Genomic DNA, 15,832 nt, shown 5'->3' with positions numbered 1-15,832 from the left:
ATGCGTTTTAATGAACAATTTGTTTCTATTTCAACAAAAAGCATGGTTATTTTTCCAAATTTGCGCCAATCGTTAAACAGTTGTATTGATTGTGTTAAAAATTTGGTATTTGGGGTTATGAATTCATTAACGTATGAAGCAACCTTATTTTAGTAGAGCGAAAGCTAGAAATGTCAACCAATAAAAGCTTTGGTAACAGAATCATAAACCAATTGAATTTTTAGTACTTGGGTTGTTGAACAAAAGATCAATTACAGACATAACAATCTAATCAGGAAAATTCTATGTCCTGTGAAGAAATCATTTAGCACGAGCTTATAGCTCACGCTAGTTTCGATTTTTTTAAAACCAGAGGTTATTACAAACTCCAGTATTCTAAATCATTAATTTTTCCTTTATAAATTCCTTTAATATCTACAAAAACTCCTTGGCCATCTTTCATCAAAGACTTGAAGTAGGTTTCATCTAGGTTTTTATAATCTCTGTGATTTACAGCTACGATAATTGCATCGTAATCTTTTCCAATTTCCACCAATGAAACGCCGTATTCGTGTTCCATTTCCTCAGAAGACGCGTGTGGGTCCACTAAATCTACTTTTACTTGGAATGATTTTAATTCATTCACTACATCAATCACTTTGGAATTTCGAATATCGGACACATCTTCTTTAAAGGTTGCTCCCATGACCAAAACCTTCGCATCTTGAATGTGTTTTCCTTGAGCAATTATTTTTTTGGTGGTTTGCTTTCCAATGTAGAATCCCATTGAATCATTCACATAACGACCACTGTTAATGATTTTTGCGTGATATCCTGCTTGTTGAGCTTTGTGTGTCAAATAATACGGATCAACACCAATGCAGTGTCCACCGACTAAACCGGGTGAAAAACGCAAGAAATTCCATTTTGTACCAGCAGCTTCAAGCACATCATAGGTATTTATTCCCAAGCGGTTAAAGATGATTGATAATTCATTGATCAAGGCAATATTTACGTCACGTTGCGTATTTTCAATAATCTTAGCAGCTTCAGCAACTTTGATTGAAGCCGCCCGATGAACGCCCGCATCAACTACTAATTCATAGGTTTTTGCAATTTCCTCAAGTGATTCTGCACCACAACCAGAAACAACTTTCACCACATTTTGAAGCGTGTGTTCTTTGTCTCCTGGATTGATACGCTCTGGTGAATAACCTACTTTGAAATCTTCCATGAATGTTAATCCTGAAAGTTCTTCCAAAACTGGAATGCAATCTTCTTCAGTACAACCTGGATAAACTGTAGATTCGAAAACAACGTAATCGCCTTTTTTAAGTGCTTGAGCAACACTTCTTGATGCACCCAGCAAGGGTTTTAAGTCGGGCAAATTGGCATCGTCAATAGGAGTTGGAACGGCTACAATAAAAAACTGAACGTCTTTTAAATCTTCCAAATCGGCGGTGAAATGAATATCACAATTTTCAAAAGCAGTAGCATCTAACTCGTTGCTTGGATCTTTCTTATTGCGCATTAAATCAACACGTGCTTGATTGATATCAAACCCTACAACTTTGATTTTCTTTGCAAATTCCAAAGCAATCGGCAAGCCGACATAACCTAATCCAATAACGGCTAGTTTTGCTTCTTTGGCGATTAATTTATTGTAGATTGAGTTGCTCATTTCTTACTTTATAAATGCGTTCAATAATTTCTACCACTTTCAATCCTTCTAGAGCATTGGTTGTGGCAGAAGTTCTTCCTTTTAATGTGTCGATAACATTCGTAATCACGAAGTGGTGATTTGCCGCCGAACCTTTGTAAGCTCCATAATCATTCCCTGGATTTGTTGGAGCTAATTCTGGCATCTCATATCCTGGAATATTACAAACCTCTACTTCATTCATGTATTGCCCACCAATTTTCACACTTCCATTTCGGCCAACAATGGTCATAGAACTTTCCAAATTTCGATCTGCAACTGAAGTGGAGTAATTAATACTTCCCATTCCACCATTGATAAAATCGAAGCTAACAAAACCCGAATCTTCAAAAGCAGTTGAATCTTTATGCGTAAAATCTGCAAATTTCCCTTGAATATTATCGATATCTCCAAACAACCAGTACATGATGTCGATGAAGTGGGAAAACTGTGTAAACAATGTTCCTCCATCTAAATCCTTGGTTCCTTTCCAGCCGCCAGCCTTGTAGTAACGCTCATCACGGTTCCAATAACAGTTCAATTGAACCATGAAAATATCTCCCAACACTTTTCGTTCTACCAAATCCTTAATCCATTCACTTGGAGGAGAATAACGGTTTTGCATCACACAGAAAACATGTTTGGATTGTTGTAGCGATTTAAAGATTACTTTTTCACACTGATCTTTTGTCAAACCCATTGGTTTTTCAACTACCACGTGTTTTTTATTTTCCAATCCTATTAAAGATTGATCCGCATGCAGTCCATTTGGAGTACAAACGTTCAAAACATCAAATTCGATACCTGAAGCTAAAAGTTCATCAACCGTTTTGAAAAAAGGAACTTGGTAACTTTCAGCCGCACATTCTTCCATTGTGCGCACATCAATCATCGCAACTAGCTCTGCTTCTGGGTCTCTATTAACCATTTCTGCATGTCTTTTGCCGATGTGGCCTGCTCCAAGAATGGCAAACTTCACTTTTTGATCTTCTGGTATCATAATCTTTTGATTGAAAAGCACAAATCTATTTTGTCTCGATTTGAGGCGCAAAAGTAATTAAATTTGCTCCTCCAACAAGCCTTATTTAAGGGCTTTAACTAGATTGTTGGTAAGCTGATACCTTTCATTGCTTTCCGGACATGTCGCAAATCCTTTCTCATCAAAAGTTAAGCGGTGTCCAAAAGCACTCATCCAACCGATTTTTCGCGCTGGATTACCTACAACCAATGCATAAGCTGGAACTTCTTTCGTAACCACAGATCCTGCTCCGATAAATGCGTATTCGCCAATATCATTTCCGCAAACAATTGTTGCATTTGCACCAATGGATGCTCCTTTTCGGACAACTGTTTTGGAATATTGATCTCTGCGATTCACTGCCGAACGTGGATTCATTACATTGGTAAAAACCATAGAAGGTCCCAAAAACACATCGTCTTCACAGATAACTCCCGTATAAATCGATACGTTGTTTTGAATCTTTACATTGTTTCCTAAAATAACTTCGGGAGAAACAACTACATTTTGTCCGATATTACATCTCTCACCAATCGTACAATTGGGCATAATGTGTGAAAAATGCCAAATTTTGGTTCCCTCACCAATGGTGCAACCAGCATCAACAACAGCTGTTTCGTGCGCAAAATATGTTGTCATTTTGTTGAATTATCGAACAATGTACTTCTCAAAATCAATGTGATCTGATTGGTACAATTCTTCTTTGGTTAAACTTTTAAAGTATGCGTAAGTTCTCTTTAAACCTTCTGCGCGATCAATTTTCGGCTCCCAATTCAAAAGAGCTCTTGCTTTGGTAATATCTGGTTGACGTTGTTTTGGATCATCGACTGGCAAGTCTTTGTAAACGACTTTCTGAGTTGTACCTGTCAATTTGATGATTTCTTCTGCAAACTGACTAATGGTAATCTCATCTGGATTTCCAATATTGATTGGATCCGAACAATCGCTATTCAATAAGCGCACAATTCCTTCCACTAAATCATCGACGTAACAAAAAGAACGCGTTTGAGAACCATCTCCAAATACCGTTAAATCTTCTCCACGTAAAGCTTGGCCAATAAACGCAGGCAAAACACGGCCATCATTCAAGCGCATACGTGGTCCATAGGTATTGAAAATGCGAACGATTCGTGTTTCAATTCCGTGAAAGGTGTGGTATGCCATCGTAATTGCTTCTTGAAAACGTTTTGCTTCATCGTAAACCCCTCTTGGACCAACAGGATTTACATTTCCCCAATATTCTTCCGTTTGCGGATGAACCGTTGGATCGCCATAAATTTCCGAAGTACTCGCAATCAATACCCGTGCATTTTTTACACGAGCCAATCCTAAACAGTTGTGAATTCCCAAAGAACCTACTTTCAAGGTTTGAATGGGAATCTTTAAATAATCAATTGGACTTGCTGGCGATGCAAAATGCAGGATATAATCCAAATCTCCACCAACGTGAATAAACTTGCTTACATCGTGATTGTAGAATTCAAAATTCTCCAGATGAAACAAATGTTCAATGTTTTTTAATCGTCCAGTAATGAGATTATCCATCGCTATCACATGAAAATCATCTTTCACAAAACGATCACACAAATGGGAGCCTAGAAATCCAGCTGCACCAGTAATTAAAACGCGTTTTCTTGCTGTACTCATGTTATTTCGAAACGATTGATCTGCCTATTGAGCTGTAATAAAACCCTTTTTTATTCATTTCTGAAATTTCGAACAGGTTTCTTCCATCGAAGATAACCGAATCTTTCATCAACAACTTCATTCTATCAAAATCAGGGTTTCTAAAAACTCCCCATTCCGTACAAATCAGCAAAGCATCAGCATCTTTCAATGCGTCGTATTCATTGTCTGTGTATGAAATTTGGTCACCGATTACTTTCTGAACATTCTCCATCGCTTCTGGATCATACCCAGTGATGTGAGCTCCTGCTTTCGTTAAAGCTTCAATCATATACAAAGCTGGTGCTTCGCGAATATCATCTGTATCTGGTTTAAATGCCAAACCCCAAAGTGCAATTTTTTTACCCTTCAAATCACCTCGGAAGAAATTTTCGATTTTTGGAAAAAGAACCGTTTTTTGTGATTCATTGACCTCTATTACTGCTTTCAAAATTTCAAAGGAGAACTTATTCTCAGAACCTGAATTGACCAATGCTTGAACATCTTTCGGAAAACAAGAACCTCCGTAACCTATTCCTGGAAACAAAAAGCGCTTACCAATTCGTTCATCAGAACCAATTCCAATACGTACTTTATCCACATCAGCCCCCACAATTTCGCAAAAATTAGCGATTTCATTCATGAACGTAATCTTTGTAGCTAAAAACGCATTGGCAGCATATTTGGTCAACTCAGCAGACTTTTCATCCATGAATAGAATTGGATTTCCTTGTCGAACAAATGGTTTGTATAACTGCTCCATGATTCGTTCAGCACGTTCGGAAGAAGTTCCAAGGACCACTCTATCTGGCTTCATAAAGTCATCTACTGCGAAACCTTCACGCAAAAACTCCGGATTGGAAACCACATCGAAATCCACCTGTGCGTTTTTTGCAATGGCAGCCTGAACTTTTGCAGCAGTTCCAACAGGAACAGTACTCTTATCGACAATTACTTTGTAATCCTTTAAGAGTTTACCCAAATCATCGGCAACTCCCAAGATATATCTCAAATCAGCCGAACCATCTTCTCCCGGAGGGGTTGGCAAAGCCAAAAAGATAATTTCAGCATCTTTTATTCCTTCTTCTAGATTTGTTGTAAACGACAAGCGATTAGCCTTTATATTCCGTTCAAAAAGCACATCCAAATGAGGTTCGTAAATCGGAACCTCGCCATTACGCATACGTTCCACTTTTTGACGGTCTATATCCACACAAATAACCTGATTTCCTGTTTCAGCAAAACAAGTTCCAGTTACTAATCCAACATATCCTGTACCAACTACGGCAATTTTCTTCATCTAGTTTGCGTTTACGAAATTGAGAATTTCAGAACAAATGTAACTTTGTTGATCTTCTGTCATTTCTGTATGAATAGGGAATGATATCACATTTTTCGTTAATGATTCTGTAACAGGAAGATCTAACTCACCCAAATTGAATGATTTAAACATTCCTTGTTTGTGAGCAGGAACAGGATAGTAAATCATCGATGGAATATCTTTTGTTGCCAAATAAGTTTGTAGCGCATCCCGATTAACCCCGTTCAATTGAACGGTATATTGATGAAATACATGTTTTGATTTTCCATCTCTGTATGGAACAACTATTTTATCTGAAACTCCCAAAACACGATCGTAAAAATCAGCTACATCAATGCGTTTAGCGACATATTCATCCAGTTTTGGAAGTTTTACATTTAAAATTGCTGCTTGAATTGCGTCTAATCGCGAATTACAACCAACTACATCGTGCTGATATTTTACTTTTTGACCATGATTTGCAGCCATTTTCAATTGAATTGCTAGTTCACCATCATTGGTGAAAATAGCACCTCCATCACCATAACAACCCAAGTTTTTCGATGGAAAGAAACTAGTACATCCAATGGTTCCAATCGTTCCCAGTTTTTTCACTTCCCCCGTTTCAGAATAATAATCTGATCCGATTCCCTGAGCGTTATCTTCGATAACGAACAAATTATGCTGCTTTGCGATTTTCATAATCGCATCCATATCACACGCCTGACCATACAAATGAACAGGGACGATTGCTTTTGTTTTAGAGGTAATTGCAGCTTCAATCTTCGATGGATCGATACAAAAAGTTTTAGGATCAACATCCACAAAAACAGGAGTTAATCCAAGTAAAGCGATTACTTCAGTTGTTGCTATATAAGTAAAAGAAGGAGTTATTACCTCATCTCCAGACTTCAAACCAAGTGCCATCATCGCAATTTGAAGTGCATCAGTTCCATTCGCACATGGAATCACATGCTTCACTCCTAAATAAGCTTCTAGTGATTGCTGAAAACGCTGCACAACTGAACCTCCGATGTAAACGGACGAATCCAAGACTTCTTGAATTGCCGTTTCAATTTCTGATTTGATTTCTTGGTATTGAGTGCCAAGATCTACCATTTGTATTTTTCTCACAGGATCGATATATGTCTGATAAGTAATTTTGTTCTATTCCTACAAAATTAATAAAAGAAGGGAATTGATGAAAACATGAATTCTAAGTTTATACTCTAATAAAAAGTTATCACATTCGAAATACTAAACGCTAGATTATGAAGAAAAAATCTATCATTCAAATAACACTATTTACCACACTTTTATTCAATCATTCATTTGCTCAGGAAGGTAAACTTAAACTCAAAAATCCATTTGAACATGTTACAAAAACTACGACTCTTGGAGCTATGTATTCTATGCCTGTTGGTAAATTTTCATCTACCAATTTAGAAGATGGGGGATTTGCTAAAGCAGTATGGGGATTATATTTCGACTCCAAAAGCACTTTCAAAAGTGGGATCTCATTCCTCTCCCACTCTACCTTTTCGTGGGTTCCGATTACTCTGAAAGAACCATTGCATTGAACACTTTCTCCATTTGTTCGACGGTATATTCTGACGAACAATTGAAATTATTAATGATGATTGAAAAACAAATGCGCTTTCCTGATTTCGTTTCAGCATATCCTGAATAAGCTTTGATTCGTTTCATTGTACCACTTTTCGCATGAATTTTTCCTTCCCCTGCTTGGTTTTTACAAACAGAAGAAAGCGTCCCAGAAACACCAGCTACTGGTAATGTTGCATAAAAAGCATTAAATTCCTTGGAGCTATTCATATACTTCAATAGTTCACAAAAATGCTTCGATGAAATGGCATTGCTACGAGATAATCCTGATCCATCGGTAATATACAACCCGATAGTATTGATTTTCCCTGACCAATAATTCATCATTCGAGAAATACTATTATCAATCGATCCGTTTCCTGATGTTCCATAACCAATCCAACACAACACTTCTTCGGCAAAAAGATTAACCGATTTCATATTCGTCCACCAAGCAATTGAATTTAGGGTCTTTCCTTTATACAAAAAGAACAATTTCATGTTCGAATATCGGGTGGTTGCTGATTGCTGGACTAAAGTTCTTGCAGATAATGCCGTTTCTTTCACCTGTACCCCTTTTGATTTTAAGATTTTTGTAAACTCTTGGGAAAACGTCAATTCTGGATCCGGCAAACTTCCTTTTACAGTAAAGCGACCTTGACCAGCCCCCAATGTCCCTGTTCCAAAACGATCCATAGAATAAGGTGCGCCGTATATGTATGAATTGTCTCCTTGACCTCCAGATTTAATATAATTCGAAAATTGCAATCCTTCAACGATTGGTGTCGTTCCCGTTAAATTAGTACTCGCTCCACTTTTTGCCCCTACCTGAAAATGGTATCGGAGCATATTGTCGTAAATCGGAAGTCCGGATGCACCCGCTCCGTAATAATTACCCATATCTCCCCAATTCCAACCATCAGGTGCACCTTCATATCCAAATTCCGATGCATCAGATACAACAGCTCCATTAATCTTCTTTATTCCAAGTTTTATTAACGTATCCGCCCATTTTTCTAGGAACTCTTTTTCTCTTCCATCTCCATTATAATAACGACTCCCAAGAGCTACATCGCCCCCACCTCGAATCCAAAGATTCCCATTCAACACCCCATCTTTACTTAATTCTCCATCTAGATAAATGCGCGTTTGAGGAGCGTAATCTTTTCCGAGTAACTGAAAAGCGGTTGCAGTTGCAAATAATTTGGTCGTGGAAGCTGGAGACAAAGACAAGGTTGGATTTTTTGAAGCTAGTATTTGGCCATTTGAACAATCCATTGCCGTAAAACTGATTGAAGCATTCGCGAAATAAGCATTCGAGGAAAATGCATCAATAGCTGTTTGAATGCTGTTTTGAGAAAAACCAACATTCTTTCCAGCAAAAAACAGGATTCCGATTGCAAAAATTCGTAACGAAAGCTTTAACTCAACCATACGATAAAGTTCTATAATCTATTCAAGCAAAATTTCTGCCAATTAAAAACTTTTGAACACATCAATCAGGAAACTTTCCATTTCACGGGATCCAATTATTATTTCAAGCACCCTTTCTAGAGATTATCCGTAATTTTGACTAAAAAATAACTGTAAACGCGAATGCCGAAAGTGCTGAGAATCATTAATCGATTCAACATTGGTGGACCAACTTATAATGCTACTTTCTTAACGAAATTCATATCAGAAGAATATGAAACTTTATTAGTTGGTGGTTTGCCCGAAAAAGATGAATCCGATTCCTTGCATATTTTAGATGAATATGGTGTAAAGCCCATTTTGATTCCTGAAATGAAACGAATTCCGAATTTCAAATCAGATCGTGAGGCGTATCAAAAAATCAAACAAATTATTCAAGAATTTCAACCTGACATTGTACATACACATGCTGCTAAAGCTGGAGCACTCGGAAGAAAAGCAGCGAAGGCATGTGGAGTTCCAGTTATTGTACATACATTTCACGGACATGTTTTTCACTCTTATTTCGGGAAAGCAAGAACATGGATTTATAAAGTAATTGAACGGCGTCTAGCTAAAATTTCAACTGGAATTGTAGCCATTAGCCCCATTCAAAAAGAAGAATTAAGCGCAACTCATCAAATTTGTACTCCTAGTAAAATCAAAGTAATTCCTCTTGGATTTGATTTAACGAAGTTTCACGAAAACCGCGACTCTAATCGTATGAAAACTAGAGAAAAGTGGAATTTGAATCAGGAAGAAGTAGCTGTGGCGATTATTGGACGATTGGCCCCCATAAAAAACCACTCCTTATTTTTAGACGTAATTGAAACGCTCGCAGAAAAAGGTGTAAAAGCTCGGTATTTCATCGTTGGTGATGGACAAGAAAAAAGGAGGATTGAAGAAAGGGCAAAAGAGCTTGAAAATAAATACGATATCCACGTAGAATTGACCAGTTGGATCACAGATATTGCAGTTTTTAATGCTGGAATGGATATTATTTGTTTGAGTTCAGACAATGAAGGGACACCAGTTAGTCTGATCGAAGCACAAGCAAGTGGAGTTCCTGTGATTTCAACAGATGTAGGCGGTGTAAAAGACATTTTACTCGAAGGCGAAACAGGGTTTGTTGTACCCAAAAAAGAGGTGAAACCATTCAGTGAAAAACTACAATTATTGATTGAAAACAAAGAAATTCGCATGAAAATGTCACAAAATGGTTGGAACTACGTAAGAGATAAATTCCATTATACTACTTTGGTAAAAAACATGGAGAATTATTACGCAGAATTAATTGAAAAGACTAGAAAAAATGAGAAATAAAAGCCTGCTTTTTTTCTTCCTATTAAGTGTGTTGCTTTTGCAATCTTGCGGGATTAATAGTAACCTCATGTTTCGTTCTCCGAAAGGTGTAAAAGAAGTAAAGGATAGTATTCCTTTAAAGCCAGTAGCAGAATACCAAATTTCGAGAGACGATCGTTTTTCATTTATGTTATACACCAATGATGGTGAACGAATCGTCAATGAAATGGCGGGTATGAATAAAGATGCTGTTGCAAAAGAAACCATTGAGTATGTAGTAAGACCAGATGGTACTGCAGACTTGCCCATTTTAGGTCCTACTCCTGTCTCTGGACTTACCGTGAAGCAATGTGAAGATACTCTTGCACATTTATTTGAACAAAAAAATGGATACAACAATCCTTTTGTTCAAGTAAAACTAACCAATCAGCGTGTGATAGTTTTTCCTGGAAATGGAAGTGCCGCTCGCGTAATTCCTCTCCAAAATAGCAATACGACACTTATGGAAGCCATCGCATTAGCTGGGGGTATTGCAGAAAGAGGAAAGGCAAACAAAGTGAAAATTATGCGTATTGTGAACAATGTTCGAACCATGTATATTATTGATTTGTCAAAAATTGAAGGTCTCAAGTATGCCGATATGATTGTCCAGGCCAATGACTTTATATACATCGAACCAAAAGAACAAGTTGCTCAAGAAACACTCAAAGTCGTTGCTCCGATTGTTTCTTTGATATCAAGTGCTTTAGTAATTATCACCATTTTTACAACTTTAAAATAACGTGAATAATTCAAATACATCCATATTCATCAATAAAGACTACAATCCAATTATTGCGCAAGTAATTCTTCGCCGTTATTGGTGGTGGGTTTTATTATTGATTATCTTCTTCATGAGTGTTGCATTCTTCTATTTGCGATACACAAAACCTGTTTATGATTCGACGACCCTTATTCAATTAGTTGAAAAAGATCAAGGGAAACAATTATTAGAAATCGATAATATTAATAAACGCATCGATATCTCTACAGAAATAGAATTACTCCGCTCTCAATTGCTCTTTGATATGACAATTGCAAGAATGAATATGAATGTTTCTGTTTTTTCCAAAGGGAAAATTCTTACGGAAGAGAAATACCATCAAAACACGTTCACCATTTTACCTTACTCTCTGAGCGATAGCAGTCTTTGTGATATTCCAATATGGATTGAAACCTTGGAGAATCGTAAAATTCGTCTTTCTTATTCTTTACTTGGCAGGAATTACTCGAAAGTTTCAGCTATTAATCAAACCATTAAGACCTCTCATTTTGAAATTGGGTTTAAGGTGAATAACTGGCAATCACTCAAACAGGAGGATGTCTCAAATGATCTCTACTTTACTTTCAACAATCAGAAAAACCTAGCAGCTCGATTAATTTCAAACTTAGAAGTCAATCCAGTGGATGCCAATGCCAAAACGATTGAACTTAGATATACTGGAAACAACCCTGAATTATGTCGGGACATCATTAAATCGGTTTCTTTGACGTTTTTCAATTACGACGAAGAAATGAAACGCAAAGGTGCTGATAACATTCTTGCATTTATTCAAATTCAGCTCGATTCTATTTCTGGAGAATTAAAAGACTCAAAAGATAGCTTGACCGATTTTCAACGGAAATCCCATCTAACAGACCCTGAAGGTACTGGTGGATCACTTTCTGAAAACATGGACAAGTTTCAAGATATTCTTTTTGATTTAGAAAATGAATTAACGACATTGAAAGTTGTGAATTCGAAATTAAAGACAGAACCAAATAGACTAGATATTTACAGGCTTATTCCGGAAATGCTTGGAAAAAGTTATGAATCATCTTTAACAAAACAAATTACCGATTTAAACACCCTATTGGAGCGAAAAGAAGAACTATTAACGAATGTTACTGAAAACAATTCCGAATTAAAGAATCTCAATACACGCATTCAATCGAAGATCCAATATATTCGAAGAAGTATCGAAGTGATTCAAGAGAGAATTCGATCACAAGTTCAAGTTATTAGTGGAAAGATCGGAGAAATTGAAGGAGAGTACATCAAACTTCCTCAAAAGAAAATGGAGTACAATCGATTAAAATCACTTCAAGATTTAAACGAAAAATACTATACACTTTTGACAGAAAAAAAAGTCATGTATTCTATTTCCAATGCAGGATATACTTCAAGTAATCGGGTTTTAAATGAAGCGTCTTTAAGCTCAATACCCTTTAGTCCGAATAGAAAAATGGTTTATGCATCATTTATTTTTATTGGATTTGTTTTTGGTATTGGCTTTCTTTTCATAAAATACATCACCTTCAATGAAATAAACACCATTGAAGATTTGAAAAATCTACTACCTGATAAAATAACCATTCTTGGAAATATTCCGCAATTAAAAGAAACTTCAGAATACAGTCAATTGATGGTTCACAGTAGTCCAAAATCTATTTTAGCGGAATCCATGCGGAATATTCGAACAAATCTAAGTTTTGTCAATCCAAATGCGCAAGTAATCGCTATTTCATCCTCAATTTCTGGTGAAGGAAAAACATTTGTCGCACTTAACTTAGCTGGAATAATATCGCTTTCAGGAAAGAAGACAATTGTTATCGACCTTGATTTAAGAAAACCAAAAGTACACCTTGGACTAAACGTTTCCAATGAGGCAGGAATTAGTAATTTAATTGTCAAACAAGCAGAATTAGATTCCTGTATCCGCAAATCCGAAATTGACAACCTTGATTTTATTACCGCTGGACCGATTCCCCCAAATCCTTCCGAATTGATTTTAAGTGATTCGTTTTTTGAAATTTTGGAAGAGCTGAAATCTCGATATGATATCGTTATAATTGACAATCCACCAGTTGGTTTGGTTACTGATGGTGTTCAAATCCTTGCAAAAGCAGACATTCCAATTTACATCTTTAAAGCTCATTATTCGAAACGAATTTTTGCAGGAAGAGTGCGTGAATTATTCGAAATGAATCAAATTAGTCATCTCAATATTATCCTAAACGGAACAAAAAATTTCAAAGGAAAATACGGCTATGGATATGGTTACGGCTATGGACAAGGTTACTACGAAGAGGAAAATAAAAAGAAGAAGAAGGGGCGAAGCTCTTGAAGACTGAAGCTATGTCTGAAAAGACAGGTAAGCTGAAGGAAATAGAAGAATTAAAACCGAAGAAATAAATGGAATTTAAACGAACAGCAATTGTTGATGTACTACTCATTCAACCAACCATATTTGGTGATGACAGAGGATACTTCTTCGAATCATTTCATCAACAAAAATTCAATGAATTTATAGGTGCAGAAATTAATTTTGTACAAGACAATGAATCAAAATCAGCAAAAGGTGTGCTCAGAGGATTGCATTTTCAAGCCCCACCCCATGCTCAAGGTAAGTTAGTTCGAGTAGTTCAAGGCAGTGTTCTAGATGTTGCATTGGATATTCGCAAAAACTCACCCACTTATGGTCAACATGTTTCATTTGTTTTAAGTGCTGAAAACAAAATGCAAGCTTATATTCCCGCTGGTTTTGCACATGGTTTTGTGACCTTAGAAAAGGATACTATTTTTCAATATAAATGTACCAATTGGTATAATCCAAGCAGTGAAGGAAGCATCCTTTGGAATGATCCTGCGTTAACTATTCAATGGCAAGAAATGAATCCTATCTTATCGGATAAAGATAAGTTGGGAATATTACTCGCCGATTTTAATTCTCCATTTGAATAGTGTTTTATGAGTTATGAACTGATTTTAGCTTGTTTGGGATTCCTACTATTCGGGATTATTATGAGTTATGTTTCGAACGGTATATTGCTGCGGTTTTCACAAAGTTTAGGAATTCGGAATAAAAACGATGTTACTGTTCGTTGGTCCAATGAATCAAAACCATCTTTAGGAGGAATTGGTTTCTTCGTTGCTTTTATCTTCGGAACCGTTGCCTATTCGATCATTTTTAATAGCGAAAACATTTTTCAGAATCGACAATTTGTTGGGCTCCTGACCGCTGGAACACTTTCTTTCATTATGGGCTTAGCAGATGATGCTTATAATACAAAGCCTTTCATGAAATTATTTGTCCAAATTTTGTGTGGGATTATTCTAGTTTTGTCACATACGATTATTGAACTAACAGCTATTCCATGGATAAATGCCCTCATTACAATCACATGGGTAGTTGGAATCATGAATTCGTTAAACATGCTCGACAATATGGATGGTATTTCAGGCACCACTTCATTATTCATACTTCTATCTTGTTTGGGAACAAACATTATTTTGTTTGATTGGAACATGAATATTTGGACATTGACAATACTTATCCAAATTGGAGCAATTATTGGTTTTTTAATCTACAACCTGCATCCTTCCCGATTATTTATGGGAGACGCAGGAAGTCAATTCATCGGATTATTTGTAGCGTTTTTTTCTGTTCATGAATTGTGGAATGTAGGAAAAACGGTTCAGTTAAACCCACTTGTTGGTGGAGCAATTACATTAATCGCCTTTACACCTGCCATCGCTGATACTTTAACTGTTGTAATCAATCGATTGAAAAAAGGCAAAAATCCAATGGTCGGAGGAAAAGATCATACAACACATCATTTGGTTTATTCTGGATTAAATGACAAACAAGTTTGGATCGTCTTTTTAGGAATTGGTTTCATGGCTACTTTAGTTACTCTATTGTCTGTAATCTTTGCCAAGATGGGAAATTTATGGATGGCATTATTCCTAACAAGCTACTTTTTTGCAGTATTTTTAGTTTTATATCGTAACACACTTATACACAAGAAGTAGATTGCTTAATTTTGTAATGCTTTAATCGCATTGCATGAATAAGATATTCCTTTTACTCCTTGTTGGATTTCTGGCTGCTTGCCAGAACGAAACTGTACAGAAAAAAAAAGAGGCTAAGCGCCAAGAAGTGCTTGCTTCGTCAGCTGTTGTTTTTCCAGATTTACCTCAAAGCATGGAATTTGCTGGTATCACCATCAATTTGCAAGATGAAGATTTGCGCGAGCGGCTAGACCGAGAAGTTCTCATGACAGCATATTATCAAAGTGCTTGGGTGGGCGCAATGAAACGAGCAAATCGTTATTTTCCAGAAATCGAGCGCATTCTCAAAGAAGAAGGCGTACCCAATGATTTTAAATACTTGGCAATTATTGAAAGCAACTTGCTACAAGCCATTTCTCCCGTTGGAGCACAGGGATTTTGGCAATTTATGCCTACAACAGCTAAATTATACGATCTCGAAATAGATGCCGAAATTGACGAGCGATTAAACATTGAAAAAAGCACGCATGCCGCTTGTCGCTATTTGAAAGATGCGCAAAGAACATTAAATGATTGGGTAATGACCACCGCAGCTTACAACAGAGGAGTTGGTGGCGTTTTAGAAGATATGAAATGGCAAGGAACCGAACATTATTTCGATACGTATCAAAATAGCGAAACTGGAAGATACGTTTTTAGATTACTGGCCACCAAATTAATCTATGAAAATCCGGAAGCTTACGGATATTATCCAGATAAGATGGAATTATATGAACCATTTCACATCCAAAAAATAATTGTGAATGAAACAATCCCAAACCTTTCTATTTGGGCAAATGATCAAGGCTTCAATATCAAAATTCTTCGTAAATTAAATCCGTGGTTGAAAACAACAAAATTGACCCTGAAAGGCGGAAAAAAATTCACCCTTATTCTGCCAGCAGCTTCTGAAAACCTCAAACCTTACAACGCTTACAATTAATATTTTAGATTACACATTTT

Annotated in this window: 14 protein-coding genes; 7 read left to right on the top strand and 7 right to left on the bottom strand. The window is 36.6% G+C overall.

Annotation, left to right across the window (positions count from 1 at the left end; translation table 11 throughout):
- Nucleotides 1-358: 358 nt before the first annotated feature.
- The 6 genes from FLUTA_RS10325 to FLUTA_RS10300 all read right to left on the bottom strand — a co-directional run bounded on the left by FLUTA_RS10325 (nt 359) and on the right by FLUTA_RS10300 (nt 6,780).
- Nucleotides 359-1,660 carry a nucleotide sugar dehydrogenase gene (locus FLUTA_RS10325; RefSeq protein ID WP_013686819.1) on the bottom strand — a complete coding sequence of 434 codons (1,302 nt, stop codon included), beginning with the start codon at nt 1,658-1,660 and terminating at the stop codon, nt 359-361.
- Nucleotides 1,638-2,678 (bottom strand): Gfo/Idh/MocA family protein, encoded by a 1,041-nt coding sequence (locus tag FLUTA_RS10320; protein WP_013686818.1) that lies wholly within the window; start codon nt 2,676-2,678, stop codon nt 1,638-1,640. The genes FLUTA_RS10325 and FLUTA_RS10320 overlap by 23 nt, the downstream gene beginning before the upstream one ends.
- Nucleotides 2,679-2,759: 81 nt before the next feature.
- Nucleotides 2,760-3,335 (bottom strand): acyltransferase, encoded by a 576-nt coding sequence (locus FLUTA_RS10315; protein ID WP_013686817.1) that lies wholly within the window; start codon nt 3,333-3,335, stop codon nt 2,760-2,762.
- Between the two features lie 9 nt (nt 3,336-3,344).
- Entirely contained in the window at nt 3,345-4,343 is a 999-nt protein-coding gene (locus FLUTA_RS10310) for a UDP-glucuronic acid decarboxylase family protein (protein ID WP_013686816.1), read from the bottom strand.
- A gap of 1 nt (nt 4,344) precedes the next feature.
- Nucleotides 4,345-5,661 (bottom strand): UDP-glucose dehydrogenase family protein, encoded by a 1,317-nt coding sequence (locus FLUTA_RS10305; RefSeq protein ID WP_013686815.1) that lies wholly within the window; start codon nt 5,659-5,661, stop codon nt 4,345-4,347.
- Nucleotides 5,662-6,780 carry a DegT/DnrJ/EryC1/StrS family aminotransferase gene (locus FLUTA_RS10300; RefSeq protein WP_013686814.1) on the bottom strand — a complete coding sequence of 373 codons (1,119 nt, stop codon included), beginning with the start codon at nt 6,778-6,780 and terminating at the stop codon, nt 5,662-5,664.
- 152 nt (nt 6,781-6,932) lie between these two features.
- On the opposite strand from FLUTA_RS10300, the gene FLUTA_RS10295 reads away from it, so the two are divergent.
- The gene (locus FLUTA_RS10295; protein WP_013686813.1) at nt 6,933-7,241 is read left to right on the top strand and encodes a hypothetical protein; all 309 of its coding nucleotides are present in this window, start codon (nt 6,933-6,935) and stop codon (nt 7,239-7,241) included.
- Here the strand turns inward: FLUTA_RS10295 and dacB are convergent.
- Entirely contained in the window at nt 7,216-8,697 is a 1,482-nt protein-coding gene (gene dacB, locus FLUTA_RS10290) for a D-alanyl-D-alanine carboxypeptidase/D-alanyl-D-alanine endopeptidase (RefSeq protein ID WP_013686812.1), read from the bottom strand. The two genes, FLUTA_RS10295 and dacB, sit on opposite strands and share 26 nt — an antisense overlap.
- A 162-nt stretch (nt 8,698-8,859) precedes the next feature.
- On the opposite strand from dacB, the gene FLUTA_RS10285 reads away from it, so the two are divergent.
- The 6 genes from FLUTA_RS10285 to FLUTA_RS10260 all read left to right on the top strand — a co-directional run bounded on the left by FLUTA_RS10285 (nt 8,860) and on the right by FLUTA_RS10260 (nt 15,812).
- Entirely contained in the window at nt 8,860-10,038 is a 1,179-nt protein-coding gene (locus FLUTA_RS10285; protein ID WP_013686811.1) for a glycosyltransferase, read from the top strand.
- A 67-nt stretch (nt 10,039-10,105) separates the two neighbouring features.
- Nucleotides 10,106-10,798 carry a polysaccharide biosynthesis/export family protein gene (locus FLUTA_RS10280; protein ID WP_043023765.1) on the top strand — a complete coding sequence of 231 codons (693 nt, stop codon included), beginning with the start codon at nt 10,106-10,108 and terminating at the stop codon, nt 10,796-10,798.
- Between the two features lies 1 nt (nt 10,799).
- The gene (locus tag FLUTA_RS10275) at nt 10,800-13,163 is read left to right on the top strand and encodes a GumC family protein (protein ID WP_013686809.1); all 2,364 of its coding nucleotides are present in this window, start codon (nt 10,800-10,802) and stop codon (nt 13,161-13,163) included.
- 68 nt (nt 13,164-13,231) lie between these two features.
- The gene (gene rfbC / locus FLUTA_RS10270) at nt 13,232-13,780 is read left to right on the top strand and encodes a dTDP-4-dehydrorhamnose 3,5-epimerase (RefSeq protein WP_013686808.1); all 549 of its coding nucleotides are present in this window, start codon (nt 13,232-13,234) and stop codon (nt 13,778-13,780) included.
- A gap of 6 nt (nt 13,781-13,786) precedes the next feature.
- Entirely contained in the window at nt 13,787-14,851 is a 1,065-nt protein-coding gene (locus tag FLUTA_RS10265; protein ID WP_013686807.1) for an MraY family glycosyltransferase, read from the top strand.
- Nucleotides 14,852-14,885: 34 nt separating this feature from the next.
- Complete coding sequence (locus tag FLUTA_RS10260; protein ID WP_013686806.1) at nt 14,886-15,812, top strand: lytic transglycosylase domain-containing protein; 927 nt, start codon at nt 14,886-14,888, stop codon at nt 15,810-15,812.
- Nucleotides 15,813-15,832: the final 20 nt, after the last annotated feature.

Source organism: Fluviicola taffensis DSM 16823 (assembly GCF_000194605.1).
GTDB lineage: Bacteria > Bacteroidota > Bacteroidia > Flavobacteriales_D > Crocinitomicaceae > Fluviicola > Fluviicola taffensis.
Note: the sequence above shows the minus strand (reverse complement) of the source record. Positions and strands in the feature narration are given on the sequence as shown.

Coding starts and splice junctions, on each gene's coding strand:
- FLUTA_RS10325 (WP_013686819.1), bottom strand. CDS start 1,660: ATGAGCAACTCAATCTACAATAAATTAATCGCCAAAGAAGCAAAACTA.
- FLUTA_RS10320 (WP_013686818.1), bottom strand. CDS start 2,678: ATGATACCAGAAGATCAAAAAGTGAAGTTTGCCATTCTTGGAGCAGGC.
- FLUTA_RS10315 (WP_013686817.1), bottom strand. CDS start 3,335: ATGACAACATATTTTGCGCACGAAACAGCTGTTGTTGATGCTGGTTGC.
- FLUTA_RS10310 (WP_013686816.1), bottom strand. CDS start 4,343: ATGAGTACAGCAAGAAAACGCGTTTTAATTACTGGTGCAGCTGGATTT.
- FLUTA_RS10305 (WP_013686815.1), bottom strand. CDS start 5,661: ATGAAGAAAATTGCCGTAGTTGGTACAGGATATGTTGGATTAGTAACT.
- FLUTA_RS10300 (WP_013686814.1), bottom strand. CDS start 6,780: ATGGTAGATCTTGGCACTCAATACCAAGAAATCAAATCAGAAATTGAA.
- FLUTA_RS10295 (WP_013686813.1), top strand. CDS start 6,933: ATGAAGAAAAAATCTATCATTCAAATAACACTATTTACCACACTTTTA.
- dacB (WP_013686812.1), bottom strand. CDS start 8,697: ATGGTTGAGTTAAAGCTTTCGTTACGAATTTTTGCAATCGGAATCCTG.
- FLUTA_RS10285 (WP_013686811.1), top strand. CDS start 8,860: ATGCCGAAAGTGCTGAGAATCATTAATCGATTCAACATTGGTGGACCA.
- FLUTA_RS10280 (WP_043023765.1), top strand. CDS start 10,106: ATGTTTCGTTCTCCGAAAGGTGTAAAAGAAGTAAAGGATAGTATTCCT.
- rfbC (WP_013686808.1), top strand. CDS start 13,232: ATGGAATTTAAACGAACAGCAATTGTTGATGTACTACTCATTCAACCA.
- FLUTA_RS10265 (WP_013686807.1), top strand. CDS start 13,787: ATGAGTTATGAACTGATTTTAGCTTGTTTGGGATTCCTACTATTCGGG.
- FLUTA_RS10260 (WP_013686806.1), top strand. CDS start 14,886: ATGAATAAGATATTCCTTTTACTCCTTGTTGGATTTCTGGCTGCTTGC.